Consider the following 24,627-nt stretch of genomic DNA (forward strand, 5'->3'; position numbering starts at 1 on the left):
CTTGCATATTTGTCTATTTATCTAGACAACCATACAATAACAAAATTATTACTCCCTGCCAATGACAGGACGATGACAGTTGATGACAAAGACCAGACGAATTGAAAGAAATAGCGGCGTGGCGATCTGGCGGCAGATTGCCGATGAGATACGCGGCGACATCATGGCCGGGAAACTTCAGTCCGGCGCGCGCATGCCTGCCGAAATGGAGCTTGCGGATCGCTTCGGCGTCAACCGCCATACGGTGCGCAGCGCCATTGCCGCGTTGACGCAGGAAGGCGTACTTCGTGCCGAACAGGGTCGCGGCACATTCGTCGCCAATGCAAAGCGTTTGACCTACCAGATCGGGCCACGCACCCGCATTTCACAGTCACTGGGCACGCAGGCGAGCGAAGTCAAAGGCATATTGCTCAGCAGCGGCACCGAAGTCGCGACCGCCGAAATAGCCGAAGCCCTGGGCATCGCCGCCGGAAGCGAAGTCACGCGGCTTGAGACGGCGCATAGTGCCGATGGACGCCCTGTATCGCGCGCAACGCATTGGGTGGATGCGGCGCGCTTTCCCGATTTTGCTGCTGACTATGCTGAAAACGGGTCTATTACCTGGGCGCTCAGGAAAGCTGGTATCGAGGATTATTTCCGCAAATCGACAACCATATCTGCCCAGCACGCTGATTCAGATGACCTGAAACATCTGAAGCTCTCGCCCGGTGCTATCGTGCTGATGGCACGCGCCATCAATGTCGATACGAACGGTCAGCCTCTTCAATATTCTCTGACGCGGTTTTCTGCGGATCGCATGGAGTTTTCGATCGATACATATTGAGCTGATAAGCTCGGAAATTTCTTTATTATTCAGTTAGATAATATTAATTTATAAGGTTCCGATTTAACAAACCGTCTAACCATAATGAAACGGGCGCCTAAAGCGCCCGTTAGATTCATCAAAATGGAATTTCGTCGTCGAGATCGCGGGAGAACCCACCGCCACCGCCGCCACCCGAAGAAGACGGTCCGGACGAACCGAAATCGCCACCACCGCCGGAATAATCCGACATCTGATTACGTCCACCACCGCTGCCGCGATCAAAAGAACGGCCCTGATCGCCGCCTTCACCACGGCTATCGAGCATCTGAAGCTCACCACGGAACTTCTGTAGCACAACTTCCGTCGAATAACGGTCGTTGCCGTTCTGATCCTGCCACTTGCGGGTCTGGAGCGCGCCTTCGATATAAACCTTGGCACCCTTCTTCAGATATTGCTCTGCGACCTTGGCAAGGTTTTCGTTGAAAATAACAACGCTATGCCATTCGGTGCGGTCCTTGCGCTCGCCGGACTGGCGATCACGCCAGCTTTCCGAGGTCGCAATACGCAGATTGGCAACCACATCGCCTGAATTCAGACGACGAATTTCCGGATCGGCACCGAGATTGCCGACCAGAATGACCTTGTTGACGCTACCAGCCATCGAAAACCTACTCCGGGTCTCATGCGCGCCTCGCCGGATCTGAAATCCTCACAAGAGCGCTTTCCTAAAGAAGGATCAGGCGCATGAATTGCGCCATCACCTGAAACTCAATTACCCACCTTACAGGACTGGCGCGCATGACGCTCAATTTCCCGGGCGGGGAATGGTCAATGTCCACAGAGTTTATGTTCTTGTTTTGTTCAAAATGCAAGTGCTTGTGGCATCAAATCGACAAAACATCCCTCATTTCTAACGAGGTCCAGTGACTAACGAGGAGAATGCCTGACCCGCCGCATAGCGACAGCCGAAGATACAACAAAGCGCGTCACAGTCAGACAATGAAAAGCCCCGCCGCTCACTGTTTCTTTGGCGCGCGGGGCTTGGGGTTTGAGCAAAGCTCATATGTCGGCATTAATTCGTCGACAAAATCTTTCGGAACTCGAAGGCACGCGGCCAATCGTTTTCCGCGCATATATAGATTTTCGGCAATCGAACTTCTCACCAACGATGCATTGTTCCTTGCGAAAGAACGCATCCGCGACAAAGATCGATTGTGCTTTCATCTGTGTGAAAGCTAGGCAGTGTAGTCAGGTGGACTCATGCTCCTTTACCTCCCTACCGGATTTCCCGCCTCCTGCGAACCTCTTGCCGATATCGCGTCATCCCTCCGCAATACCTCTTCGCATCAGCGAGTAAGAGAAGTGTGCTCCTGTCAGGAGTGACAGTCAACGCTCTTGCGTTCACATTTCGTATCGCCTATCAGAAGCTTGGTTGTTCGATATTTGTTCCGGTGATACAAGAGCGCAAATTAGGATAACCAAGCCCCTTCTTCTTTGGAGGGCTTCGCCCCATATTATGGGATTGGCGCGGCGGTTCATCGCCGGGGCCAATCTATCCATGGCATCACGAAGCAGGCAGGACGCGGAATGAGCGATCAGAAATTCATTTCCATACGTGGCGCGCGCGAGCACAATCTTAAAAATGTCGATCTTGATTTGCCGCGCGACAAGCTGATCGTCATGACAGGCCTTTCCGGCTCGGGCAAGTCGTCGCTTGCCTTCGACACGATTTATGCGGAAGGCCAGCGTCGTTACGTGGAAAGCCTCTCGGCTTATGCGCGCCAGTTTCTGGAAATGATGCAGAAGCCGGATGTGGACCAGATCGATGGTCTGTCGCCCGCCATTTCCATCGAACAGAAGACGACGAGCCGTAATCCGCGCTCGACGGTCGGCACTGTCACCGAAATCTACGACTATATGCGCCTTCTTTTCGCGCGTGTGGGCGTGCCTTATTCGCCTGCAACTGGCCTTCCCATTGAAAGCCAGACCGTCAGCCAGATGGTTGATCGTGTGATCGCTCTGGAAGAAGGCACGCGTCTTTACATTCTGGCGCCGATCGTACGCGGGCGTAAGGGCGAATATAAGAAGGAACTGGCAGAGCTTCAGAAGAAGGGCTTCCAGCGCGTCAAGGTGGACGGCACTTTCTACGAGATTGCCGATGTTCCGGCGCTCGATAAGAAATACAAGCACGATATTGATGTGGTGGTAGACCGCGTCGTCGTGCGCCCTGACCTCACCTCGCGCCTTGCCGACAGTCTAGAAACTTGCCTCAAGCTCGCCGACGGTCTGGCCGTCGCTGAATTCGCCGACAAGCCGCTTCCGCCCGAAGAAACGGCGGAAGGCGGCGCAGCCAATAAGTCGGCCAACGAGACCCACGAGCGCATTCTGTTCTCAGAAAAATTCGCCTGTCCGGTTTCCGGTTTCACGATCCCGGAAATCGAGCCGCGCCTGTTCTCGTTCAACAATCCCTTTGGCGCCTGCCCGACCTGTGACGGTCTCGGCACACAGCAAGCTATCGATCCAAACCTGATTGTTCCCGATGAAAGCGCGGCGCTGAAAGATGGTGCAATTGCGCCCTGGGCGCGGTCATCGTCACCCTATTACAATCAGACGCTGGAAGCGCTGGGCAAGGCTTATGGCTTCAAGATCGGCACCCGTTGGTCTGATCTGCCCAAGGAAGCGCAACGCGCCATTCTTCATGGCACGGGCGGCAAGGAAATCACCTTCCAGTATGACGACGGCCTGCGGTCCTATCAGACCACAAAGCCCTTCGAAGGCGTGATTCCGAATCTGGAGCGCCGGTGGAAGGAAACCGATTCTGCCTGGTCGCGTGAAGAGATCGAACGCTTCATGTCTTCGACGCCCTGCCCGGCTTGCAATGGCTATCGCCTGAAGCCGGAAGCGTTGGCCGTGAAAATCGGCATGAAGCATATCGGCGAAATCACCGAAATGTCGATCCGCAAGGCAGATGCCTGGTTCCGCGACGTCGATGGCAGCTTTAATGAAAAGCAGCGGGAAATTGCAGCGCGCATTCTCAAGGAAATCCGTGAACGCCTGCAATTCCTCAATGATGTCGGCCTCGATTATCTGACACTGGCGCGTAATTCCGGCACGCTTTCCGGGGGTGAAAGCCAGCGTATTCGCCTCGCCTCCCAGATCGGCTCTGGCCTGACTGGCGTTCTCTACGTGCTGGACGAGCCGTCCATCGGCCTGCATCAGCGCGACAATGCCCGCCTGTTGGACACGCTTCGTCATCTGCGCGATCTCGGCAATACGGTCATCGTGGTGGAGCATGACGAAGATGCGATCCTGACCGCCGATTATGTGGTCGATATTGGTCCCGCGGCTGGCGTCCATGGCGGCAAGGTGATTGCACAGGGCACGCCGAAGGACGTCATGTCCAATACCAATTCGCTGACCGGCAAATATCTCTCGGGCGTTATGGAAGTCGCTGTTCCAGCGGAACGTCGCAAGATTTCCAAGACCAAGCGTATCCGCGTCGTCGGTGCGCGCGGCAACAATCTGAAAAATGTCTCGGCAGATATTCCGCTCGGTACTTTCACCGCTGTAACGGGCGTTTCAGGTGGCGGCAAGTCCACCTTCCTGATCGAAACACTGTTCAAGGCCGCTTCACGCCGCATCATGGGTTCCCGCGAGCATCCGGCGGAGCACGACCGTATCGAAGGGCTGGAGTTCCTCGACAAGGTGATCGATATCGACCAGTCGCCGATTGGACGCACGCCGCGTTCCAACCCGGCGACCTATACCGGCGCCTTCACGCCGATCCGCGACTGGTTCGCGGGGTTGCCGGAAGCCAAGGCACGCGGATATCAGCCGGGTCGTTTTTCCTTCAACGTGAAGGGCGGACGCTGCGAGGCCTGTCAGGGCGACGGTGTCATTAAGATCGAGATGCACTTCCTGCCGGATGTGTACGTGACTTGTGACGTCTGCCACGGCAAGCGTTACAATCGCGAAACGCTGGAAGTGCTGTTCAAGGGCAAGTCCATCGCCGATGTGCTGGATATGACTGTCGAGGAAGGCGCGGAGTTCTTCTCCGCTGTTCCTGCCGTGCGCGACAAGCTGGAAACGCTGGTCAAGGTTGGCCTCGGCTATATCAAGGTCGGGCAGCAGGCGACAACGCTCTCGGGCGGTGAAGCGCAGCGTGTGAAACTCGCCAAGGAACTATCGCGTCGCGCAACCGGACGCACGCTTTATATTCTCGATGAGCCAACCACCGGTCTGCATTTCCACGACGTAGCAAAGCTGCTGGAAGTGCTGCATGAACTGGTCGAACAGGGCAATACGGTCGTGGTGATCGAGCACAATCTCGAAGTCATCAAGACTGCCGACTGGGTGATCGACCTCGGTCCAGAAGGTGGTGATGGCGGCGGTGAGATCCTTGCTGTGGGCCGTCCAGAAGACATCGTTAAGGAAAAGCGCTCCTATACCGGCCATTTCCTCAAGGAACTGCTGGAGCGACGCCCTAAGCGAAACTCGGAAGCTGCGGAGTAAGCGCAGCTCGACGGTTGAAAATGCAAAAGCCGGGTCTAGCGCCCGGCTTTTTTCGCGATGAGCGGAAAATCAGCGGCGGCGTAGTATCTAAACGAAAAAAGCCCGGACAAGCCGGGCCTTCTCGACAGCCGCTCACGTTTAAACCGCAGCGACCGAAATCTTGCCTTCACACATAATGCTTCGAAAAGCCTGTCGGCTTTCCGAGATCATGCATTAGCCGTTGACGGCATCCTTCAGGCCCTTGCCGGCCGAGAACTTCGGCACGTTGCGAGCCGGAATAGCAACTTCCTTGCCGGTCGACGGATTGCGGCCGGTCGAAGCTGCACGGTGCGAAACGGAGAAAACGCCGAAGCCTGGCAGGCGGACTTCTTCACCAGCCTTCAGTGCGCCGGTGACAGCAGCGAGCACAGCGTCAACAGCCGTACCGGCATCAGCCTTCGTCAAACCGCCCTTTTCCGCGACTGCGGCAACCAATTCGTTCTTGTTCATTGGCATTTCCTTTCTTTACCTACCGGAACGGATAACGTGACCGGATTGGGCGGAGTTTATTCGAAACGCTCGCCAAACCAAGCCTGTCAATGGCAAAAAAGCCCGGTTTTCTGGGGTTAAACACAGAAATGCCGGGCTTTTGGCCCGGCATTTCGTTTGTTGGTCGTCTTACCGACTGTCAATGTGCTGTTGTGGCGCCTGCTTCATCGTCAACCGAAGGCACCTTTGCAGGTGTTTCAGGCTCGGTCCACTCAATCGGTTCGGGCTGACGCACGAGCGCGTGCTTCAGAACTTCACCGACGCGAGACACCGGAACGATCTCAAGATTGTTCTTCACATTGTCCGGAATATCCGCCAGATCCTTGGCGTTTTCTTCCGGGATCAGAACCTTCTTGATGCCGCCGCGCAGAGCCGCAAGGAGCTTTTCCTTCAGGCCACCGATCGGCAGAACCCGACCGCGCAGCGTCACTTCGCCGGTCATCGCGATGTCCTTGCGAACCGGTATGCCGGTCAGCACGGAAACGATGGTCGTGACCATGGCGATACCTGCGGACGGACCGTCTTTCGGCGTCGCACCTTCCGGCACGTGGACGTGAATGTCGCGCTTGTCGAACAATGGAGGCTCGATGCCGAAATCAACTGCTCGGCTGCGGACATAGGATGCAGCAGCGGAAATCGATTCCTTCATCACGTCACGCAGGTTACCCGTGACGGTCATGCGACCCTTGCCGGGCATCATGACGCCTTCGATGGTCAGCAACTCGCCGCCAACTTCCGTCCAGGCCAAGCCGGTAACGACACCGACCTGATCTTCGCCGTCGATCTGACCGAAGCGGAAACGCTCCACACCCAGATAGTCGGAGAGGTTCTTGTCGGTGATCTTCACCGACTTCTTCTTCGACTTCAGGATTTCGGTGACGGCCTTACGGGCGAGTGTCATCATCTCGCGCTCAAGGCTACGTACACCGGCTTCCCGTGTGTAAAGACGGATCACATTGCGCAATGCATCGTCCGTGAGCGAGAACTCCTTCGGCTGCAAAGCATGGTCCTTGATGGCCTTGGGCAGCAGGTGCCGCTTGGCGATTTCCAGCTTTTCATCCTCGGTGTAACCGGCGATACGGATGATCTCCATACGATCCAGCAACGGACCGGGGATGTTCAGCGTATTGGCGGTCGTCACGAACATGACGTTGGACAGGTCATACTCAACCTCAAGGTAATGGTCCATGAAGGTTGCGTTCTGTTCCGGGTCCAGCACCTCGAGCATTGCAGACGACGGATCACCACGGAAATCCTGGCCCATCTTGTCGATTTCATCGAGCAGGAAGAGCGGGTTGGACTTCTTCGCCTTTTTCATCGACTGGATGACCTTGCCAGGCATCGAGCCGATATAGGTGCGGCGGTGACCACGGATTTCAGCTTCGTCCCGCACGCCGCCAAGCGACATACGGACATATTCACGGCCCGTCGCCTTGGCGATCGAACGCGCAAGCGAGGTCTTGCCGACGCCGGGAGGTCCGACGAGGCAAATGATCGGGCCCTTGATCTTGGTCGAACGAGCCTGCACCGCCAGATACTCGACGATGCGTTCCTTAACCTTGTCGAGACCGAAGTGATCATTGTTGAGCACTTCTTCCGCAAAGTTCAGGTCCTGCTTGACCTTCGACTTCTTGCCCCATGGAATGGACAGCAGCCAGTCGAGATAGTTGCGCACAACCGTCGCTTCCGCAGACATCGGGCTCATGGTGCGCAGCTTCTTCAGCTCAGCCTGAGCCTTTTCACGCGCTTCCTTGGAAAGCTTGGTCTTGTTGATGCGTTCTTCCAGTTCAGCCGCTTCATCGCGACCGTCCTCGCCGTCACCAAGCTCCTTCTGGATCGCCTTCATCTGCTCGTTGAGATAATATTCGCGCTGCGTCTTCTCCATCTGGCGCTTGACGCGCGAGCGGATGCGCTTCTCAACCTGCAGAACCGAGATTTCGGCTTCCATGAAGGCAAGAGCCTTCTCCAGACGCTCACGCACCGAGAGAATGGACAGCATTTCCTGCTTTTCAGGTATCTTGATCGCGAGATGCGAAGCAACCGTATCGGCAAGCTTGGAATAGTCGTCGATCTGGCTGGCGGCGCCAACCACTTCCGGCGAAATCTTCTTGTTCAGCTTGACGTAGTTTTCGAAGTCGGAAACCACCGAACGGGCCAGCGCCTCGATTTCAACGGCATCTTCCTCCGGCTCCGGCAGAGCCGCAGCGTAAGCTTCGTGATAGTCTTCGCGATCCGTAAACTTGGAAATCTTGGCGCGCGCCGTGCCTTCGACCAGCACCTTCACAGTGCCGTCCGGCAGCTTCAAAAGCTGAAGCACATTGGCAATGGTGCCAATTTCATAAATTGCATCCGGCGCCGGATCGTCGTCGGCAGCATTTTTCTGGGTCGCAAGCAATATCTGCTTGTCGACACCCATCACTTCTTCCAGAGCGCGAATAGACTTTTCGCGTCCGACAAAAAGCGGAACGATCATGTGCGGGAAGACCACAATATCGCGCAACGGAAGAACGGCATAAAGCCCGTCTGCACCGCCCGCTTCTGCTCCACCCATCAGGGTCTTGTCTTCAATACCCGTCATAATTCAAGTCCTTTCTCAGGCCTTTCGACCCGACTGCCACGCCGACGCCCCCTTTCATCATGAGGCAGGTCGCACAGCGTGCTTCGGTTCATACTTGGAGAGCCAAGCCCGGCAATTCAATAGCCAGTTTCGGGCGGCTTTCATAGAATCGTTAACTATCCTGCGCCGTCCGGGCAATTTGCACAATATGCCGCTTTGGATATGCTCCGATACAAGCGCTTCGAACCCATAACACTAAAGCGAATTGCCAAACTGGCAACAAAAAAGGCCGCTTTCGCGGCCTTTTGAGGAGAAAATCTATCTCTTAGGCCGAAACATTGCCCTTCTCGTCCTGACGCTCCGCATAGATGTAGAGCGGACGGGCGCTGCCATCCACGACATCACCGGAGATCACGACTTCGCGAACACCTTCCAGTGTCGGCAGTTCGAACATCGTGTCGAGCAGGATCTTTTCCATGATCGAGCGCAGACCGCGCGCACCCGTCTTGCGTTCAACTGCCTTGTTGGCAATGGCGCGTAGAGCGTCGTCATGGAACACCAGCTCGACATTTTCCATATCGAACAGGCGCTGATACTGCTTCACTAGCGCATTTTTTGGCTCAGTCAGGATCTGGACCAGTGCATCGACGTCGAGGTCCTCGAGCGTTGCAATAACCGGCAGACGACCGACGAATTCCGGAATGAGACCGAATTTCAGCAGATCCTCCGGTTCCAGTTCGCGGAACACCGCACCGATACGACGCTCGTCAACCGAGCGGACAGTCGCCCCGAAGCCGATGGACGTCTTTTCGCCACGAGCGGAGATGATCTTGTCGAGACCGGCAAAAGCACCGCCGCAGATAAACAGGATGTTCGTCGTATCCACCTGCAGGAATTCCTGCTGCGGATGCTTGCGACCGCCCTGCGGAGGAACCGAAGCAACGGTACCTTCCATGATCTTCAGAAGTGCCTGCTGCACGCCCTCGCCCGATACATCGCGCGTGATGGACGGGTTGTCGGACTTGCGGCTGATCTTGTCCACTTCGTCGATATAGACGATGCCGCGCTGTGCGCGTTCGACGTTGTAATCAGCAGCCTGAAGCAGTTTCAGGATGATGTTTTCAACATCTTCACCGACATAACCGGCTTCGGTCAGCGTCGTCGCGTCAGCCATGGTGAATGGCACGTCGATGATGCGAGCGAGCGTCTGGGCAAGATAGGTCTTGCCGCAGCCGGTCGGACCGACGAGAAGAATATTCGACTTCGCCAGTTCTATATCGTTGCTCTTCGACTGATGTGCGAGACGCTTGTAGTGATTGTGCACCGCGACCGACAGAACGCGCTTGGCATCCTTCTGGCCGATGACATAGTCGTCAAGAACGGCCATGATTTCCTGCGGCGTCGGCACGCCCTCGCGGGACTTCACCATCGAGGATTTGTTTTCCTCGCGGATGATATCCATGCAAAGTTCGACGCATTCGTCGCAGATGAAAACGGTCGGGCCTGCAATCAGCTTGCGCACTTCATGCTGGCTTTTGCCGCAGAACGAGCAATAAAGCGTATTCTTGGAATCGCCGCCGCTGTTGCTGACTTTGCTCATTGCAGTTTCCTTTCAATAAACCGAAACGAACCTTGGGCTGTTCATTCCGATCGTTTCTTCCGGTTCGGACCCAGTACGGAAGGAAACACTCACCTTCTACCGGTCACATTGACAGTTGATACGCACTGCCCCTGTAGTCTCTAGGATTCCAATCACCGTAGACTCCCCGACCGAAGGAGTCATTTGGTGACTTTTGCAGAACCTGAACCGTCGAACAAACAAAAAATAAGTTCCCGGCAAAGATTCGGCCTGATCTGACCAACTTTAGCGCCTTGATGCCCAACAGATGCTTAACGCGGCGCGTTAACCTTCACGTTGGTCCAAGAATTGAGCCCCTTTTGTGGCAAAAGGGGCCAATAATTGGAAGGGAGCCAGATTCAGGCTAACTTCGATTCGTCGGCGCTCACGTCGCGGGCTTCCACGACCTTGTCGATGAGACCGAATTCGAGCGCTTCCTGAGCGGTCATGAAATGATCGCGATCAAGAGTGCGTTCGATGGTTTCGTAGTCGCGGCCCGTGTGCTTCACATAGACTTCATTGAGACGGCGCTTCATCTTGATGATGTCCTGCGCGTGGCGTTCGATGTCGGACGCCTGTCCCTGGAAGCCGCCCGAAGGCTGGTGGACCATGATGCGGGCATTCGGCAGCGCATAACGCTGGCCGGTTGCGCCTGCCGTCAGAAGCAGCGAACCCATCGACGCGGCCTGGCCCATGCAAAGCGTGGATACCGGCGGACGGATGAACTGCATCGTGTCATAGATCGCCATGCCGGACGTCACCACGCCACCGGGCGAGTTGATGTACATGTTGATCTCTTTCTTCGGATTCTCGGCTTCGAGGAAGAGAAGCTGCGCGCAGACCAGCATCGACATGCCGTCTTCAACCGGTCCGTTGACGAAGATGATGCGTTCTTTCAGAAGGCGCGAGAAAATATCATAGGCCCGCTCGCCGCGGTTGGTCTGCTCGACCACCATCGGCACGAGGTTCATGACGGTTTCAATCGGATCTCTCATTATGGGCCTCTGCATATATTGGATGCGTATTGAGTGGATTTGAATCGTCGGACTTCCATACATAGGGCGTTGCGCCCCTGTTCCGCAAGTGGTGCTCGGTTCCTCACGGAATCATGACTAACACTATAGTTGCATTCTTCGTGAGGTCGGTCTGCAACGAGCAATTTCCTGTGCTCCGGTGCTCACGTACCCAAAAGTACGCTCCGCTCCGGTGCTCGAAAATCAGTCGTTTCGCCACGACCTGACGAATTTGCAACTGTAGTGCTAATCCCAGTCGTTTTCCGGCTTCTCCGGCTTGATGCCGCGCTTTTCGTCCAGCGTCTTGCGCGCCACTTCGGTCAGACGCGCCTGCACCCGAACCGAACCGTCTTCGAGATCTTCGCGCTGCACATCACTGCCGTGCTGGTAAATCCAGTTCAATATGTGCAACTCGAAAGGCGACAGAACGACATCCACCGTGCCAAGCACGCCCGCTATCCGCGTTTCGATCAGGTTTAGCAAGCGATCAACGCCCTCGCCTGTGATGGCTGACAGGGGGATGGGGCGGCCTTCATCACCGCCGGCTGCGGCCAGACGCAGCGCCGCTTCACGCCCGCTTTCGTCCAGATTGTCAATCTTGTTCCAGATTTCGACGACGCGCTTGCGGTCCTGCGGCTCAATCCCGAGACCAGCCAGAATATTCTCGACATCTTCAGCCTGCGCGGCATTGTCCGGATCAGAAATATCGCGCACATGCAAAATGAGATCGGCTTCCACCACTTCTTCCAGCGTCGCGCGGAAGGCAGCCACGAGATGGTGCGGCAGGTTGGAAATAAATCCAACTGTATCAGACAGGATCACCGTCTCGCCATGCGGCAGGCGAATGCGCCGCAAAGTCGGATCGAGCGTGGCGAAGAGCATGTCTTCGGCCAGCACCTCGGCACCGGTCATACGGTTGAACAGCGTGGATTTTCCGGCATTGGTATAGCCCACAAGGGCGACAATCGGATGCGGAACCTTGCGCCGCTTCTGGCGGTGCAGTGTGCGGGTGCGCACCACCGTTTCCAGTTCGCGCTTGATCTTCAGAATCTTGTCCTGCAGCAAGCGACGGTCGGCTTCGATCTGCGTTTCACCCGGACCGCCGAGGAAGCCGCCACCGCCGCGCTGACGCTCCAGGTGGGTCCAGCTGCGAACCAGTCGGCCCTTCTGATAATTCAGATGCGCCAGTTCGACCTGCAGCGCGCCTTCCTTGGTGCGCGCACGTTCACCGAAAATCTCAAGAATCAGACCCGTGCGGTCGATGACCTTGACGTTCCATTCCTTCTCGAGATTGCGCTGCTGTACCGGTGTCAAAGCATGATCGACAATGACCAGCCCGATATCGTTTTCCTTGACCGTATCGGCAATGGCTTCGACCTTACCTGCACCAAGCAAGGTTGCGGGCCGTGGATTGGTGACAATCGCCACTTCTGCGTGAATGATTTCCAGATCGATGGCGCGCGCCAAACCGACCGCTTCCTCCAGACGTGCTTCGTTCGAGCGCTGGAACTGCGTGCGTGCGCCTTCTTCGCCCGAGCCGTTCGCACTATAGCGCTCCGGCAAAATGGGAACGACGACGGCAGCTCTGGTCGGTTCTTGTTCGGAAAGGCCGTAGCCTTTGTTCGCATCGTCTTTATGCGCGTCGAAGGATGACGCGTTTTTATCCTTGAATTTGGACAAATAAATTTTCTCCGGGGAGTGCAGAGACATTGCGCTCCATCATCAAGCACAAATAGGTCGCCGCTATGCGTGTTTCAAATGGAAGACGCCCCGGGCGTTAAAGCAAATACATCCGAGTCCCATGGCTGAGACCCGGAAATAATCGCCTAACAAAACATCCACGCGACGCGACATCGATGGACGAAGCCGCTACACCCGAATGGAATTCGGAAAGCGTCAGGCTTCCTCGCCTTCGAACATCTGAACCGGCTGGCTCGGCATGATCGTCGAAATTGCGTGCTTATAAACAAGTTGCGAATGACCATCGCGGCGCAGAAGCACACAGAAATTGTCGAACGACGTCACAATACCGGTCAGTTTTACGCCATTGATCAGAAAAATCGTCAGCGAGATCTTCTGTTTGCGTACGGAGTTCAGAAAAAGGTCTTGAAGATTTTGCGATCGTTCAGCCATTGTTTTTATTCCTTTAATCGATCAGCAGCCTGTTCGCGATACGTCAAAGCGGTGAACCCGCTCTATCTCTTTGTTTTCGTGCACTTCTCGACCAGCAAAACCGTTTGACACTTTTGCTGGAAATGCTCCAGACGAGCATGCGCATTTGCATAAATCAAGCACCGGAGCGCGAGGCGCCAGTACAGAACTGCAATTGCTGTGGAAAGACAACTGCTTCGCCCTCTAGCTTCGGTTAACAGGATGGGAATCTTTGCGCAACCGACATTTTTGTTGAACACGCGTCAAATATTGCTCACAAGCCTGTCGGCTGTCGGTCAGCCTGCCTTTGAAAGCTCAATGTTATCATTGTGTTCCAGCAGAGGCTTAACCTGATCCCTCATCCACATGTAAAAACTTCCGGGTTGCAATGAAACAACTTCCTTGTGTTTTTTATGAACATGGAAGCCGATGAAGTTGGGATGATTGAGCGGCTCCAGACCATAGGCAGGATCGTAGATACGGGTCGCATCCTTGCCCACCCAATAATAGAAATTCTCCTGCTGAGCGGCGTTTTTGAAAACTCCGTATTTGCGGGCAAGGCGTGAAATGCCGTCATTGCCGAAAACCGTGATACCGATAGATGCTGGCGTAACTTCCTTGCCGATTGCCCGGTAATAGAGCGGTCGCAGCGTTCCACGCCGTACTCCCAGCCATCGCGGTAGGGAATAAGTCGCGCCCATATAGGCTTCAAACTCGCCAATAATCGGATGGTCCGACGGGAAGTAAAGCGCCGATACACCGACGCGAAACCGGTTTTCGCGCGCAAGATACGGCTTCTGCGGATCTGGGTGGAATTGCTTTACGAGAAAAACATCCGTGTCGAGCCATACGCCCTGCTGGTGTTTCATCAGCATGATGCGGAAAATATCGCTGAACTGCACAATGGTTCGCGATGAACGAAAATTCGGATAGTCGCAATCCAGCCGTGTGAATGCACTTTCCGGCAGAACCGCATTGGCATCATGCAATTCCACGCCAGACGGCACATTTTCAATTGGCGCGTAAGCAAATAACTTCACACGCTGGCCCGTCATCACCATCGATGCGAGACAAATCCGATCGACCTCGCGCAAGCGAGGTCCGTACCAGAAGGTACAAATATCCATACAAGCCCCCAAGATTGCAGCTTGAAGACTTATACCACTCATATTTAATTAACTATATCAGAATTCTATGGTCAAAAAAATTCCAAGCTGACACGGAACATCTGTTCCACATGCTTTACAGCTTCCGCAGTAGCGAAAATAACCACCCGGTCCTTCGGCTTGATGCGGACGTCGCCATTGGGCCGGATCACCTGCCCATCCCGGTAGATCGCACCGATTCGCAAGCCGACCGGGAGATCGAGATCCCGCAATGGCGCGCCGACGAGCGATGATGTTTCCAGCGCTTCAGCTTCAATGATTTCCGCCATGTCGCGATAGACGCTATAGACGGCACGGATACGGCCGCGGCGCACATGCTGGAGGATTTTGGAGACCGTCACCGCCTTCGGATTGATATAGGCGTCGATCCCCACCATGTGGGTGAAATCCTGATAGGCGACCGTGTTGAGCAACGCCATGTTGCTTTTGCAGCCAAGGCGTTTCGCCATGATGCTGGAGAGAATATTCACCTGATCCTGATTGGTGAGCGCCACCATCAGGTCGGCATCCTGAATATCGGCCTCCTGCAGCAAAGCCTGATCCAGCGCACTGCCATGTAGCACCATGGTCCGCTTCAGCTGATCGGCAATCGTGAAGGCGCGCTCGTGGTCGCTTTCGATCATCTTCACGCGGGTTTGCCATTTGCGGTCTTCGATAGCCTTGGCGACATAAAGCCCGATATTCCCGCCGCCTGCTATGACGATGCGGCGCGCTTCCGGCTTTTCATGGCCGAACAGCGACAGCGTCCGGCGAACCTGCTCGCGCGTGGTGACCACATAAGCCAGATCGCCTGCATTCAGCTCATCGGACGAGCGCGGAATGAACAGATTTTCATTGCGCACCACGCCCACCACTGTTGCCGCGAGATCGGGAAACAGATCGGTCAGCTGCTTGAGCGGCGTGTTGATGACCGGGCATTCTTCCAGACATTCGATGGCCAGGCCGATGACGCGATCATCGGCAAAGCGCAGAACATCCGTCGCACCCTGCAAGGCGATGCGGCGCAGCACCACCTCGCCCACTTCCAGTTCGGGCGAAATAATCACATCGATCGGCAGGTTTTCGCGGAGAAACAAGTCCTGATATTCAGCCTGAAGGTAGGACTGGGCGCGAATGCGCGCAATCTTCGTCGGCACATTGAAAACCGAATGTGCAACCTGACAGGCGACCATATTCACTTCGTCGGACAACGTGACGGCGATGATCATATCCGCTTCGTCAGCGCCAGCCGCAGCCAGCACATCCGGCTGCGAACCATGGCCGACGAACCCACGCACATCCAAAGTATCACGCACGATTTCGATATGACGCGCCGACGTATCGATGACCGAAACGTCGTTCTCCTCGGCGGCCAGCCGCTCAGCTATGCCATAGCCGACCTGCCCCGCTCCGCATACGATCACCCGCATGACTGCTCCGCTTCTATAATCACCAGATGCTTATACGCCGAGTGATTTCAATTTACGATGCAGGGCCGAGCGTTCCATACCGACAAATTCCGCAGTACGCGAAATATTGCCGCCAAAACGGTTGATCTGCGCGATCAGATATTCCTTCTCGAAACGCTCACGCGCTTCACGCAATGGCAACGCCATGATGTGCTGGTCCGACTCCGTCGGCGCACGCGGCAACGTGTCACCAATTTCGGCTGGCAGAAGATCAGCTGTTACCGGCGCATCCGCGTCGTCGCCCCGCGCCAGAATCATCAGGCGTTCGACATTGTTGCGCAGCTGACGAATATTGCCTGGCCAGCTATGGGCCTGAAGTACGGCCATGGCATCCGCACCGATCTTGCGCGGCTTGATGCCCGCCTGCCCGGCAATCTGGGTCATGAAATATTCGACAAGCGACGGAATATCTTCGCGACGAGCTGCGAGCGGCGGAACCTGCACCGGCACAACCGACAGCCGATGGAACAGGTCTTCGCGGAATGTGCCTTCGGCAATCATCCCTTCAAGGTTTTGTGCCGTGGATGAGATGATACGCACATCGACCTTGACGCGCTTCGTGCCGCCCACGCGCTCAAATTGCTGATCGACCAGAACGCGCAGAATCTTGTTCTGCGTTTCGCGCGGCATATCGGCAACTTCATCGAGATAGAGAATACCACCATGCGCTTCTTCCAGAGCGCCGACCTTGCGTTCGCCCCCGTCCATTTCGGTGCCGAAAAGCTCGATCTCCATGCGCTCCGGCGTGATCGTCGCCGCATTAACGGTCACGAAGGGCCCATTGGCACGCGCCGATTGCGCATGGATGGCGCGGGCCGCGAGTTCCTTGCCGGCACCCGAAGGGCCGGTGATCATGATACGGCTGTTGGTCGGGGCAACGCGCTCGATGGTCTGCTTGAGCTGGCTCATGGCCAGCGATGCGCCGATCAGTTCCATGCTTTCGCCGGAGCGCTTGCGCAGATTGGACACTTCGCGCTTCAGCTTAGACGTTTCCAGTGCGCGTTCGGCGACGAGGATCAGGCGATCCGCCTTGAATGGCTTTTCGATGAAATCATAAGCGCCGCGACGAATGGCCGAAACCGCCGTCTCGATATTGCCGTGGCCGGAAATCATCACCACCGGCAGATCGGGATGCTGCTTCTTGATTTCGTCCAGCAAAGCCAAACCGTCAAGACGGCTGCCCTGAAGCCAGATATCGAGAAAAACCAGTCGCGGCACGCGATCACCGATGGCGGCCAGCGCGCTGTCCGCATCGAACGCGGTACGGGTTTCATGACCCTCATCGCTGAGAATACCAGCTACGAGCTCCCGGATATCCGCTTCGTCATCAACTACAAGAATATCGGCTGCCATATCAATTCACCTGTCCAGCTATCTTTGTCTCATCATTTCCGTTGGCAGCGCCGGGTGTACCGGCCTGCGTATCGGGAAAGACCATACGTATCATCGCGCCACGACCTCCGTGGAAATCCGCTGGCGCGTCATGCAATTCGAGATGCCCGCCGTGATCCTCGACAATCTTGCGGACGATGGCGAGGCCAAGCCCGGTGCCCTTCTCCCGCGTGGTCATATAGGGCTCAAGCAGCTTCTGGCGGTCGTCACCGGGCAGGCCCTTGCCATTGTCGATCACATCAACAAACAACTGCCCGTCCGCCTTGTAGGACCGAATGAGAATATGCCCCTCGCCGCGGTCTTCCTTAGCAACGGCGTCAATTGCTTCGCTCGCGTTCTTGATGACATTACCGAAGGCCTGACCGATCAAGCGGCTGTCAAAAGAGCCTGCCAGCTTTTCGGGGCCGAAATCATTTTCGAACTTGATATCGCTACGGCTGACTTCGATCAGGAAGGACGCTTCACGCAACGCTTCGCGCATATCCATCTGCCGCATTTCCGGTTTCGGCATGCGCGCAAAGGCGGAAAACTCATCCACCATGCGGCCAATATCGCCAACCTGACGGATAATGGTGTCGGTGCACTGGTCGAAGACCTCGCGATCCTCGGTAATGACTTTGCCATAGCGACGACGAATGCGTTCGGCAGAAAGCTGGATCGGGGTCAGAGGGTTCTTGATCTCATGCGCGATGCGCCGCGCGACATCGGCCCACGCGGACGTGCGCTGCGCCTGCACCAGATCGGTAATGTCGTCCACCGTCACGACATAGGAATGGTCTTCAGATTCAATATCTTCAACGGTAACCTGAACATTGAATGTGCGCGCCACACCACTGCGTGTCATGCTCACCTGCTCGCGATGTACGGGTTTGTCCGCAGTGCGGGCGACTTCAAACGCCTGACCGACTTCGGGTGCGATGCTGCTCAGACTTTTGCCCACGGCATCCTCCGAAACGACCCCGAACATATGTTCGGCCGAGCGGTTGAGAATGGAGATGGAACCGTCGGTTTCGATGCCGATGACGCCAGCCGTCACGCCAGAAAGCACAGCTTCCGAGAAGCGGCGGCGTTCGTCGATCTGGTCCTTGGCCGAAATCAGTTCGTTACGCTGGCTTTTAAGCTCCGCGACCATATTATTGAACGTACCCGACAGAGCGCCGACGTCGCCGTCGGACGAACGAACCGGCACGGAAACGTCAAGATCGCCAGCTGTTACGTCATCGGCAGCGCCGATCAGCAGACGGATCGGGCGAACCAGACGATCCGCAACGGCAATACCGGTCCAGATGGCCGACAGAAGAACAATCAGTGTCAGACCGAAATACAAAAGCGCAAAGGCAATCTGGGTTGGAATGCGGTTCGCATCCATCGCCTGATAGCGCTGCGTATTGGCTTCCATCAGGCGCATTGCGTCGAGGATCTGCGGATCGACGGCGCGCACCGTGTAGAGAAAAACGTCCGGAATTTCGCGCATCTTGATGATTGCGCCGACAAAATTACTGTTGCCCGGTGGAATGATGACAGGCTTGCCGTCAGTCGCCGTCTTTAGCGCATCTTCTGTCGGCGGCGGCAGGCGCGTTTCCAGCCCGGTGCCGCTTTTCACGACAATGGAACCGTTTTCGCGCACCAGAAATGCACCGAGCAGACCGCGTCCACGCGTCTGTAGCGTCATCAATTCGATGAACCCGCCCCGATCAAGGCTATAGAGCGTACGCTGCGCATCCAGATCCTGCAGCATCGAGTACGACGTGCTTTGCAGATTGAGCGCGGTCTCGCGAATATAGGCCGTGGTGAGGCTCTGTGAGGAATTCACAATGTCGCGCGTATTGGTGTCGAACCATCGGTCCAGACCGAGATTAAGCGTCACCGATGCGACAATGGCTACCACAATCGCCGGAACAGCGGCGATCAGGGAGAACAGCGCGACAATGCGGACATGCAGCCGCGACGCCGCCTTGCCCGACCGCCGGGCCGTTACGATGCGGTAGACCTCACGGCAAATCAGCAAAATCAGGAACAAAATCAACGCGACATTGATGATGACCAAGGCCAGCGTGACTGTGCGGTCAGGGGTGATCGGGGTAATGCCGATCAGGATCGCAAAGGAAATAGACGCCGTTATCAGCGCCGAAACGACGGTGATAATACCGGGCAACGCAAGAAGCCTGCGCCCCTCGCCTTTGCGCGACGTTTTCTCCGTCTTATCCATATCCGTGGTCAGATTCGCTGCGTTCATATTAACCATGATACCCAATAGCGTTGCATCTATGCAACGCATTGTGGCGAAAATGCAACGTTTGTTTTCGTAGATTGTTGATATTCAACAGCACACGCATGGCGGGTGTCGGCAACTGAAAGGCGCTGCCACGGAGCAGCTGAACATTTATTCCCCTCTTTCCAGCAAAGATTGGCAAATCAAAGCGCCTGACATGCCCTGAAGAGGTCGTCTTTTCTTTGACGTTTACAGGCTATGACCTCAAAATTACCAACATGGAAACAGCTCAGTACATATTCGTACTTATTGCGGCCTCACCCTTCGTGATCTGGGGCGCCATTCTTTATGGCCTCTCCGTTGCCGTGCCTTTGAAGAGCGCATCAAACGTGAACATGTTCGGTGAAGGAACGGCGAAAGCAACAGACAGACAATCATTTTATCTGTCCGAACTTCCTGATGTTGCGATCGAGCACTATTATATTCACCAGACTGAGCGAACCCCCTTTATTTCGAGCTGAAGTCGTTCATCTTAACAAGATATACAGACATAAATTCAGTTATCGAAGACTGACATGCAATATTGTCTGGAACCAATTGCAAAATAATGCATTCTGTTCGGCACAGTCATCCAGTCCTTTGGCTGATTGAAGTGTCCGACCACGTCTGTTGTGACAATCCCCCGGTCGGGCCACCTGTTTTACAACTGGAGTTCGACATGGGCATTTTCGACAAGATCAAGGGCGCCATCTGGGGTCAGGCACAAGCAGCGACACCTACCGCCGAAACGACCGCAACCGCCGAACCAAGCCAGACAACAGCAGCACCTTCCCCGACCGCAGCGCCAGCGCCGTCGGCACCTGCCGCCACAGGCTCTGTCGATGTCAGCGCTGTGCTTGATGCAGCGGTGGCGAAAAGCGGCCAGAAGCTCAACTGGAAAGCATCTATCGTCGATCTGATGAAGGCGCTCGGGCTCGACAGCAGCCTTGAACACCGCAAGGAACTTGCCAAGGAACTTGGTTATACCGGCGACACGAGCGATTCCGCGACGATGAATGTCTGGCTGCACAAGCAGGTCATTCAGAAGCTCAAGGACAATGGCGGCATTGTTCCAAGCGGGCTTTGATATTTTGCGGCCAATGGGAACATTTGGCCGCATAACACGTTTATAAACAGACGCTTGGAGCGGCAAGTTTATCTGAAGAGATAAGCAGATGTTCCGGGCGTCTGTCGATAGTTCGAACGATCGATCCGATTTTGTGAAGTGTTTCCGTGCTTTTGGGACGCTTTTGAAAACCTGTTGTCTTACGTGCCTGTTTTCCGAGTGTAGCCCGCCTTGTGGGCATGATTTCGAAAGGCATGTTTCAAGGTTCGGCAGATGGCTATGCCGTTTGTCGAGACCGGATTAGAGGAGTGGATCATATGAGCGGTGCAGGCGTGGGCTGGATTGCTGCCATCATCATCGGCGGCCTTGCTGGTTGGATTGCTTCCAATTTCATGAATAGCAACACCGGCATATTCATGAATATCATTTTGGGTATCATCGGCGCTGCAGTGGCGAGCTTTCTGTTCGGTCTGCTCGGCGTGTCCTTCGGTGGCTGGCTCGGTTATCTGATTTCAGGCTTCGTCGGGGCGTGTATACTCATATGGGTCGGAAGAATGATCAGTTCATAAAACAAGGCGCCGCTGGCGCCTTTTTTATGCCTGTTCGCCTGCTCTCGCCCAGATATTCCTTTCATGCCTCGTACATGGCAAGCGTTCGCAACAATGTTTCGAATGTCGAAGGCTGGGCCTGATCCTGATGCGCGTCTGCCACCGCATCGGTCCTTGACGATGGCTTCCGCACACTGCTGGGGCTATAGCCGAACTGCTGTGTGAATGCGCGCGTGAAATTAGCAGCGGAATCGAACCCGAAAGCGAGCGCGGCATCCGCAACCTTTCGATTTTCGGATGCATCCGCCAGCATGGTATGAGCCGCAAACAAGCGCCGTTGGCGAATATAATTCAGCACGCCGCCTGACCCTTCAAAGAGCTGATAAAGATGCGTGCGCGAAATCGCCAGTTCACGGCTCAACGCTTCCGGCGTCAAATCCCGCGACATAAGATTTTTCTGGATGAACCGCCGCGCCTTTGTCATCAATCCCAACTGGGAAATCTGCTCGCTGACGTCGATTTTCTTTACTAGCGGCGCAATGGTGTCAAATATGATCTGTCGCAGACTATCCCGCAATGCCGGCAAATCTTCGTTGGTGACCCGGCTGAGACCGTCTTCGAGGCTCGAAACGAAGTCGATCAGCAATTTGGCGCGGTAGCCGCCCAAAGTGACGTTGTTACTCGATTCAGGCATGCCGCCGCGTCCGGCAAACTGATCGACGGGGATGATCAGGGAAACGGACTCTGAAGCGATGGCCCGCCCTCGAAAAGGATAGCCGAGCGAGCGCACGTCGATCATGCCCGGCTCATTTTCCGCCACACGCCCATCAACGCCGGTCCAGCTGTGGCCGCTGCGCAAAAAGCCGATCTGCCAGTGATCAATCGTGCTGAAACGCACCTTTTCCTTCGGGCGCTCATAGCTGAAAGCCGGTGCGGACTGCTGGATGAGGAGCATGCCACCCAGATTCCACACCGTTTGAGATGCTAGAAATCCGTCGCTGGCATGAACTCCATCCGGCAGGCGCATGTCCAGCAAGGGCAGCATGTGCTGTTGCCAGGCAGCAAATTGTTCGGAGGGTTCATAACATTCCGTGGTGAAGATCAAAGGTTCCAGAAGGTTGCTTCCGCCAGCAATTTCGCCCAAGGGAGAAACCGGCACGCGCACTGATTGTCGGCGCTCGACAAATTCCAACTCAAAATCTTGCGCGGTCTTGTCATTGTCGGACGTCACGGCAATTCCTTGATTTCACCGCTTGATCCAAGCGATGCACTTCGCCTTAGACTTTAGGCCTAGATGATAACATTTGGGAAAATTAAATAAATCGAATTCGCGGGCGAAATATTAAATTCGTTTTATGTATAAAGTCGGCGAAAACTTGGCGTTGATACTCCATTTTAAAAGTCATCTTGGTGTAGCGGCAAAATCCAAAATAACCAGTCGCCACGCAGTGTTCCCTCAAATGCTCCATACCCCTTCGTATATTAGTATTAGCTAACAGTGGACAGGCATACGCCTTTCATGGGATATATGCGGCTGCGTCCCATTTGATGAAAATTGTCTGGAATTTCCGGCAGGAATATTAAATCGCTCTTGCTAAAACACCTCCAAAATAACCAACAGGAGGCAGTCGCATGAACAATGTATTTTTCAATGCTGTACGCCGTGAAAGCGTAAAATGGGCAGCAACGGCCGCGATAGGTCTTGCAGCTTCTTTGTGTCTTTCTGCAAATGCGCAGGCCAAAGACAAATACAAACCGAAGAATGACACGCAGTCCGTTTACCTCGTGAAGTATCGCGTCAATAACGAAGTCCGTTACAACAAGAACCCGATGGGCAAGGTCGTCAAGGTTTCGGCTTCGCAGTATTATAGCGGTACTCCCTATGTCTGCACACCGAGCGGCTTTGGGCAAAAGTCACGCTGTTTTATGCGTGACTAATAATGTTCGTAACCCGGGGCCGACATTCGCATCCTTGGGACATGAATGTCGGCTTCTAACGACCACCAGCCCGCCAACTCCGCTCATGCACTCCTAACGCACGAAGTCGGCGAGCCGGTTCCCCGCCTGGGATTTATTTGGCTGACGCCTTAATTCGCATCAGTCCTTTGCTGACCAGATCGCCCCGCACGAGCTTTTGTGCTTCATCCGTCGGCTTCGAAGGGTTGTTCCGGAATATGTACCAGTCGCCGCCAATGGAGCGCTTCTGGTAGATCACGCCTGCCTTCTCGCGATGCAGGAAGCAGCTTATATCTCCGCCGCCACCACTGGATTTATTGCGCCAGTAAGCCTGCATGCAGAGCTTGCCGCCGTCGGTCGCGTACCAGCGTCCTTCACCATAGGACCAGGCTTTTCCCTTTTGGGACCAGGCCGCCAGTTTGTGTCGGTCGGCAGAGAAAAAGCCGCCGCCGTCCTTCCATTTCCATGTTTTGCCCGCATAGATCGCCTCAAGCGCCTGTGCGGACATTGGCGAAGCGGCAGCGGCCAGCTTGGCCGTTACGTCATCTGCTTTTGGCTTCGGTGCAGCTTCGGCGACACCTGCCACGAGGAGTACGGACAGCGCCGCACTCACAGCTGTGAAACGGATCGAAACCATTTTGCTTTCCTGTCCAATCTTTCGAGTTTCGGTTAATCCAACGGATGGTTCGCGACGCGCCAGTCAGGCCGCCCGACACCCCTTGGCCACGGATAGACTTCGCGGTCATTGAAATAGACAACGGCTGTCAGTTCCGGGAATTCGGGCTGAGGCTTGTTTGCCTCCGCAGCCCATGCCCGCACATAGTCGTCGCTGCCTTCATAACCGAGTTCCGCAATAACGATCGGCTTGTTGAAGGCCACCACGCGGTCGTAACCGGGCTTTGCGCGTTCGACGAAACTCGTGGGGCGCCCGACCTCCAGCTTGTCATAAGGCTCGTAGCCGAACACCGACAGGCCGATCACATCCACGAAGGCGTCGCCCGGATAATAGGCCTGAAGTCCCTCGTCTCCCTTCGGCGACCACATATATTTGGCGTTCGGCAGAGTTTTCCGGCAGACCTTCACGGCATGCTGGTAAGCAGCGATATACCCCTGCGGCGACCAATAGGACCATGTGAACTGGCCGGTCTTGTCGTCCATTTCCTGCGCCCAGCGAATAGTCACCGGACTTTTCAGTTTTGACGCCGCCGAACAGACGGCACCCATGTTGGAGTCGTAGCGACCATTGACGATTCCGCTCAGGAGCGCATCCGGCGCAACACGCCAGTCGCGCGCCCATGACCATGGCTCGATGGTGATCAGCAGATCACGACCGCGCTCCCGCGCATAGGCATCAGCTGCGCTGAGGCTTGTCAGATCCACATCTTCCCATGGCAAGAACAGATGTTCGATCTTCGAATTGGGATCATTGGTATAATCCCCGTGCGGGTCGTAAGCGCCGGGCGTGATCGACTTCGGTGTTATCACCGGGCGCTTGTCGTGGAACAGATTGCGCGTATCGACCGTCGCACCGGAAACCCCGCTTGCGGCATAGACAGCGCTGGTAACGAATGCTCCGCAGAGCAATATCGAAGCTATCTTGTAAGGGGTTTTCATGG

At 55.4% G+C, this 24,627-nt stretch carries 20 protein-coding genes and 1 pseudogene; 7 read left to right on the forward strand and 14 right to left on the reverse strand.

Annotation, left to right across the window (positions count from 1 at the left end; genetic code table 11):
• Positions 1 to 79: 79 nt before the first annotated feature.
• On the forward strand, positions 80 to 823 hold the full coding sequence (phnF, locus tag WIX40_RS08785; RefSeq protein ID WP_181376087.1) for a phosphonate metabolism transcriptional regulator PhnF: 744 nt from the start codon (positions 80 to 82) through the stop codon (positions 821 to 823).
• Positions 824 to 941: 118 nt separating this feature from the next.
• Here the strand turns inward: phnF and ssb are convergent, their stop codons facing one another.
• Complete coding sequence (ssb, locus tag WIX40_RS08790) at positions 942 to 1,466, reverse strand: single-stranded DNA-binding protein (protein ID WP_109368961.1); 525 nt, start codon at positions 1,464 to 1,466, stop codon at positions 942 to 944.
• Positions 1,467 to 2,057: 591 nt separating this feature from the next.
• On the opposite strand from ssb, the pseudogene WIX40_RS08795 reads away from it, so the two are divergent.
• Positions 2,058 to 2,283 (forward strand): annotated as a pseudogene (locus WIX40_RS08795) (hypothetical protein).
• A 109-nt stretch (positions 2,284 to 2,392) separates the two neighbouring features.
• Positions 2,393 to 5,317, forward strand: a complete 2,925-nt coding sequence (gene uvrA, locus WIX40_RS08800) for an excinuclease ABC subunit UvrA (RefSeq protein ID WP_109368960.1) — start codon at positions 2,393 to 2,395, stop codon at positions 5,315 to 5,317.
• 213 nt (positions 5,318 to 5,530) lie between these two features.
• Here the strand turns inward: uvrA and WIX40_RS08805 are convergent, their stop codons facing one another.
• The 10 genes from WIX40_RS08805 to WIX40_RS08850 all read right to left on the reverse strand — a co-directional run bounded on the left by WIX40_RS08805 (position 5,531) and on the right by WIX40_RS08850 (position 19,468).
• Entirely contained in the window at positions 5,531 to 5,806 is a 276-nt protein-coding gene (locus tag WIX40_RS08805) for an HU family DNA-binding protein (RefSeq protein ID WP_006470422.1), read from the reverse strand.
• A gap of 178 nt (positions 5,807 to 5,984) precedes the next feature.
• Entirely contained in the window at positions 5,985 to 8,423 is a 2,439-nt protein-coding gene (gene lon, locus WIX40_RS08810) for an endopeptidase La (protein ID WP_109368959.1), read from the reverse strand.
• A gap of 304 nt (positions 8,424 to 8,727) precedes the next feature.
• Positions 8,728 to 10,002 carry an ATP-dependent Clp protease ATP-binding subunit ClpX gene (gene clpX, locus WIX40_RS08815; RefSeq protein WP_078338598.1) on the reverse strand — a complete coding sequence of 425 codons (1,275 nt, stop codon included), beginning with the start codon at positions 10,000 to 10,002 and terminating at the stop codon, positions 8,728 to 8,730.
• Between the two features lie 377 nt (positions 10,003 to 10,379).
• Entirely contained in the window at positions 10,380 to 11,015 is a 636-nt protein-coding gene (clpP, locus tag WIX40_RS08820; protein WP_109368958.1) for an ATP-dependent Clp endopeptidase proteolytic subunit ClpP, read from the reverse strand.
• 264 nt (positions 11,016 to 11,279) lie between these two features.
• Positions 11,280 to 12,713 (reverse strand): GTPase HflX, encoded by a 1,434-nt coding sequence (gene hflX / locus WIX40_RS08825; RefSeq protein ID WP_109368957.1) that lies wholly within the window; start codon positions 12,711 to 12,713, stop codon positions 11,280 to 11,282.
• Between the two features lie 216 nt (positions 12,714 to 12,929).
• Positions 12,930 to 13,166, reverse strand: a complete 237-nt coding sequence (hfq, locus tag WIX40_RS08830; protein WP_002964239.1) for an RNA chaperone Hfq — start codon at positions 13,164 to 13,166, stop codon at positions 12,930 to 12,932.
• A 314-nt stretch (positions 13,167 to 13,480) separates the two neighbouring features.
• Positions 13,481 to 14,311 (reverse strand): glycosyltransferase family 32 protein, encoded by an 831-nt coding sequence (locus WIX40_RS08835; RefSeq protein ID WP_109368956.1) that lies wholly within the window; start codon positions 14,309 to 14,311, stop codon positions 13,481 to 13,483.
• A 71-nt stretch (positions 14,312 to 14,382) separates the two neighbouring features.
• Complete coding sequence (gene trkA, locus WIX40_RS08840; protein ID WP_109368955.1) at positions 14,383 to 15,759, reverse strand: Trk system potassium transporter TrkA; 1,377 nt, start codon at positions 15,757 to 15,759, stop codon at positions 14,383 to 14,385.
• A gap of 30 nt (positions 15,760 to 15,789) precedes the next feature.
• On the reverse strand, positions 15,790 to 17,151 hold the full coding sequence (gene ntrX, locus WIX40_RS08845; RefSeq protein WP_124915978.1) for a nitrogen assimilation response regulator NtrX: 1,362 nt from the start codon (positions 17,149 to 17,151) through the stop codon (positions 15,790 to 15,792).
• A 1-nt stretch (position 17,152) separates the two neighbouring features.
• The gene (locus WIX40_RS08850; protein WP_109368953.1) at positions 17,153 to 19,468 is read right to left on the reverse strand and encodes a sensor histidine kinase NtrY-like; all 2,316 of its coding nucleotides are present in this window, start codon (positions 19,466 to 19,468) and stop codon (positions 17,153 to 17,155) included.
• A 176-nt stretch (positions 19,469 to 19,644) separates the two neighbouring features.
• Here WIX40_RS08850 and WIX40_RS08855 point away from each other — a divergent pair, with 176 nt between their 5' ends.
• From WIX40_RS08855 to WIX40_RS08865, 3 genes are all read left to right on the forward strand, one after another.
• Positions 19,645 to 19,923, forward strand: a complete 279-nt coding sequence (locus WIX40_RS08855; protein WP_148094264.1) for a hypothetical protein — start codon at positions 19,645 to 19,647, stop codon at positions 19,921 to 19,923.
• 197 nt (positions 19,924 to 20,120) lie between these two features.
• Positions 20,121 to 20,528, forward strand: coding sequence for a DUF3597 domain-containing protein (locus WIX40_RS08860; protein WP_109368951.1), 408 nt, complete (start codon positions 20,121 to 20,123; stop codon positions 20,526 to 20,528).
• A gap of 296 nt (positions 20,529 to 20,824) precedes the next feature.
• Entirely contained in the window at positions 20,825 to 21,076 is a 252-nt protein-coding gene (locus tag WIX40_RS08865; RefSeq protein WP_109368950.1) for a GlsB/YeaQ/YmgE family stress response membrane protein, read from the forward strand.
• 61 nt (positions 21,077 to 21,137) lie between these two features.
• Here the strand turns inward: WIX40_RS08865 and WIX40_RS08870 are convergent, their stop codons facing one another.
• On the reverse strand, positions 21,138 to 22,286 hold the full coding sequence (locus WIX40_RS08870) for a helix-turn-helix domain-containing protein (protein ID WP_339439824.1): 1,149 nt from the start codon (positions 22,284 to 22,286) through the stop codon (positions 21,138 to 21,140).
• Positions 22,287 to 22,687: 401 nt separating this feature from the next.
• On the opposite strand from WIX40_RS08870, the gene WIX40_RS08875 reads away from it, so the two are divergent.
• Positions 22,688 to 22,993 (forward strand): hypothetical protein, encoded by a 306-nt coding sequence (locus WIX40_RS08875; protein WP_109368948.1) that lies wholly within the window; start codon positions 22,688 to 22,690, stop codon positions 22,991 to 22,993.
• 133 nt (positions 22,994 to 23,126) lie between these two features.
• Here the strand turns inward: WIX40_RS08875 and WIX40_RS08880 are convergent, their stop codons facing one another.
• Together WIX40_RS08880 and WIX40_RS08885 are read right to left on the reverse strand one after the other, a co-directional pair.
• On the reverse strand, positions 23,127 to 23,648 hold the full coding sequence (locus WIX40_RS08880) for a DUF995 domain-containing protein (RefSeq protein ID WP_109368947.1): 522 nt from the start codon (positions 23,646 to 23,648) through the stop codon (positions 23,127 to 23,129).
• Between the two features lie 32 nt (positions 23,649 to 23,680).
• The gene (locus WIX40_RS08885; RefSeq protein WP_109368946.1) at positions 23,681 to 24,625 is read right to left on the reverse strand and encodes a glycoside hydrolase family 26 protein; all 945 of its coding nucleotides are present in this window, start codon (positions 24,623 to 24,625) and stop codon (positions 23,681 to 23,683) included.
• Positions 24,626 to 24,627 lie beyond the last annotated feature (2 nt).

This window comes from Ochrobactrum teleogrylli (assembly GCF_037482325.1).
GTDB lineage: Bacteria > Pseudomonadota > Alphaproteobacteria > Rhizobiales > Rhizobiaceae > Brucella > Brucella teleogrylli.

What these genes read in the sequence shown, in the direction of transcription:
- ssb (WP_109368961.1), bottom strand. Translation starts at nt 1,466, where the DNA reads ATGGCTGGTAGCGTCAACAAGGTCATTCTGGTCGGCAATCTCGGTGCC.
- uvrA (WP_109368960.1), top strand. Translation starts at nt 2,393, where the DNA reads ATGAGCGATCAGAAATTCATTTCCATACGTGGCGCGCGCGAGCACAAT.
- WIX40_RS08805 (WP_006470422.1), bottom strand. Translation starts at nt 5,806, where the DNA reads ATGAACAAGAACGAATTGGTTGCCGCAGTCGCGGAAAAGGGCGGTTTG.
- lon (WP_109368959.1), bottom strand. Translation starts at nt 8,423, where the DNA reads ATGACGGGTATTGAAGACAAGACCCTGATGGGTGGAGCAGAAGCGGGC.
- clpX (WP_078338598.1), bottom strand. Translation starts at nt 10,002, where the DNA reads ATGAGCAAAGTCAGCAACAGCGGCGGCGATTCCAAGAATACGCTTTAT.
- clpP (WP_109368958.1), bottom strand. Translation starts at nt 11,015, where the DNA reads ATGAGAGATCCGATTGAAACCGTCATGAACCTCGTGCCGATGGTGGTC.
- hfq (WP_002964239.1), bottom strand. Translation starts at nt 13,166, where the DNA reads ATGGCTGAACGATCGCAAAATCTTCAAGACCTTTTTCTGAACTCCGTA.
- WIX40_RS08835 (WP_109368956.1), bottom strand. Translation starts at nt 14,311, where the DNA reads ATGGATATTTGTACCTTCTGGTACGGACCTCGCTTGCGCGAGGTCGAT.
- trkA (WP_109368955.1), bottom strand. Translation starts at nt 15,759, where the DNA reads ATGCGGGTGATCGTATGCGGAGCGGGGCAGGTCGGCTATGGCATAGCT.
- ntrX (WP_124915978.1), bottom strand. Translation starts at nt 17,151, where the DNA reads ATGGCAGCCGATATTCTTGTAGTTGATGACGAAGCGGATATCCGGGAG.
- WIX40_RS08850 (WP_109368953.1), bottom strand. Translation starts at nt 19,468, where the DNA reads ATGCGTTGCATAGATGCAACGCTATTGGGTATCATGGTTAATATGAAC.
- WIX40_RS08860 (WP_109368951.1), top strand. Translation starts at nt 20,121, where the DNA reads ATGGGCATTTTCGACAAGATCAAGGGCGCCATCTGGGGTCAGGCACAA.
- WIX40_RS08865 (WP_109368950.1), top strand. Translation starts at nt 20,825, where the DNA reads ATGAGCGGTGCAGGCGTGGGCTGGATTGCTGCCATCATCATCGGCGGC.
- WIX40_RS08875 (WP_109368948.1), top strand. Translation starts at nt 22,688, where the DNA reads ATGAACAATGTATTTTTCAATGCTGTACGCCGTGAAAGCGTAAAATGG.
- WIX40_RS08880 (WP_109368947.1), bottom strand. Translation starts at nt 23,648, where the DNA reads ATGGTTTCGATCCGTTTCACAGCTGTGAGTGCGGCGCTGTCCGTACTC.
- WIX40_RS08885 (WP_109368946.1), bottom strand. Translation starts at nt 24,625, where the DNA reads ATGAAAACCCCTTACAAGATAGCTTCGATATTGCTCTGCGGAGCATTC.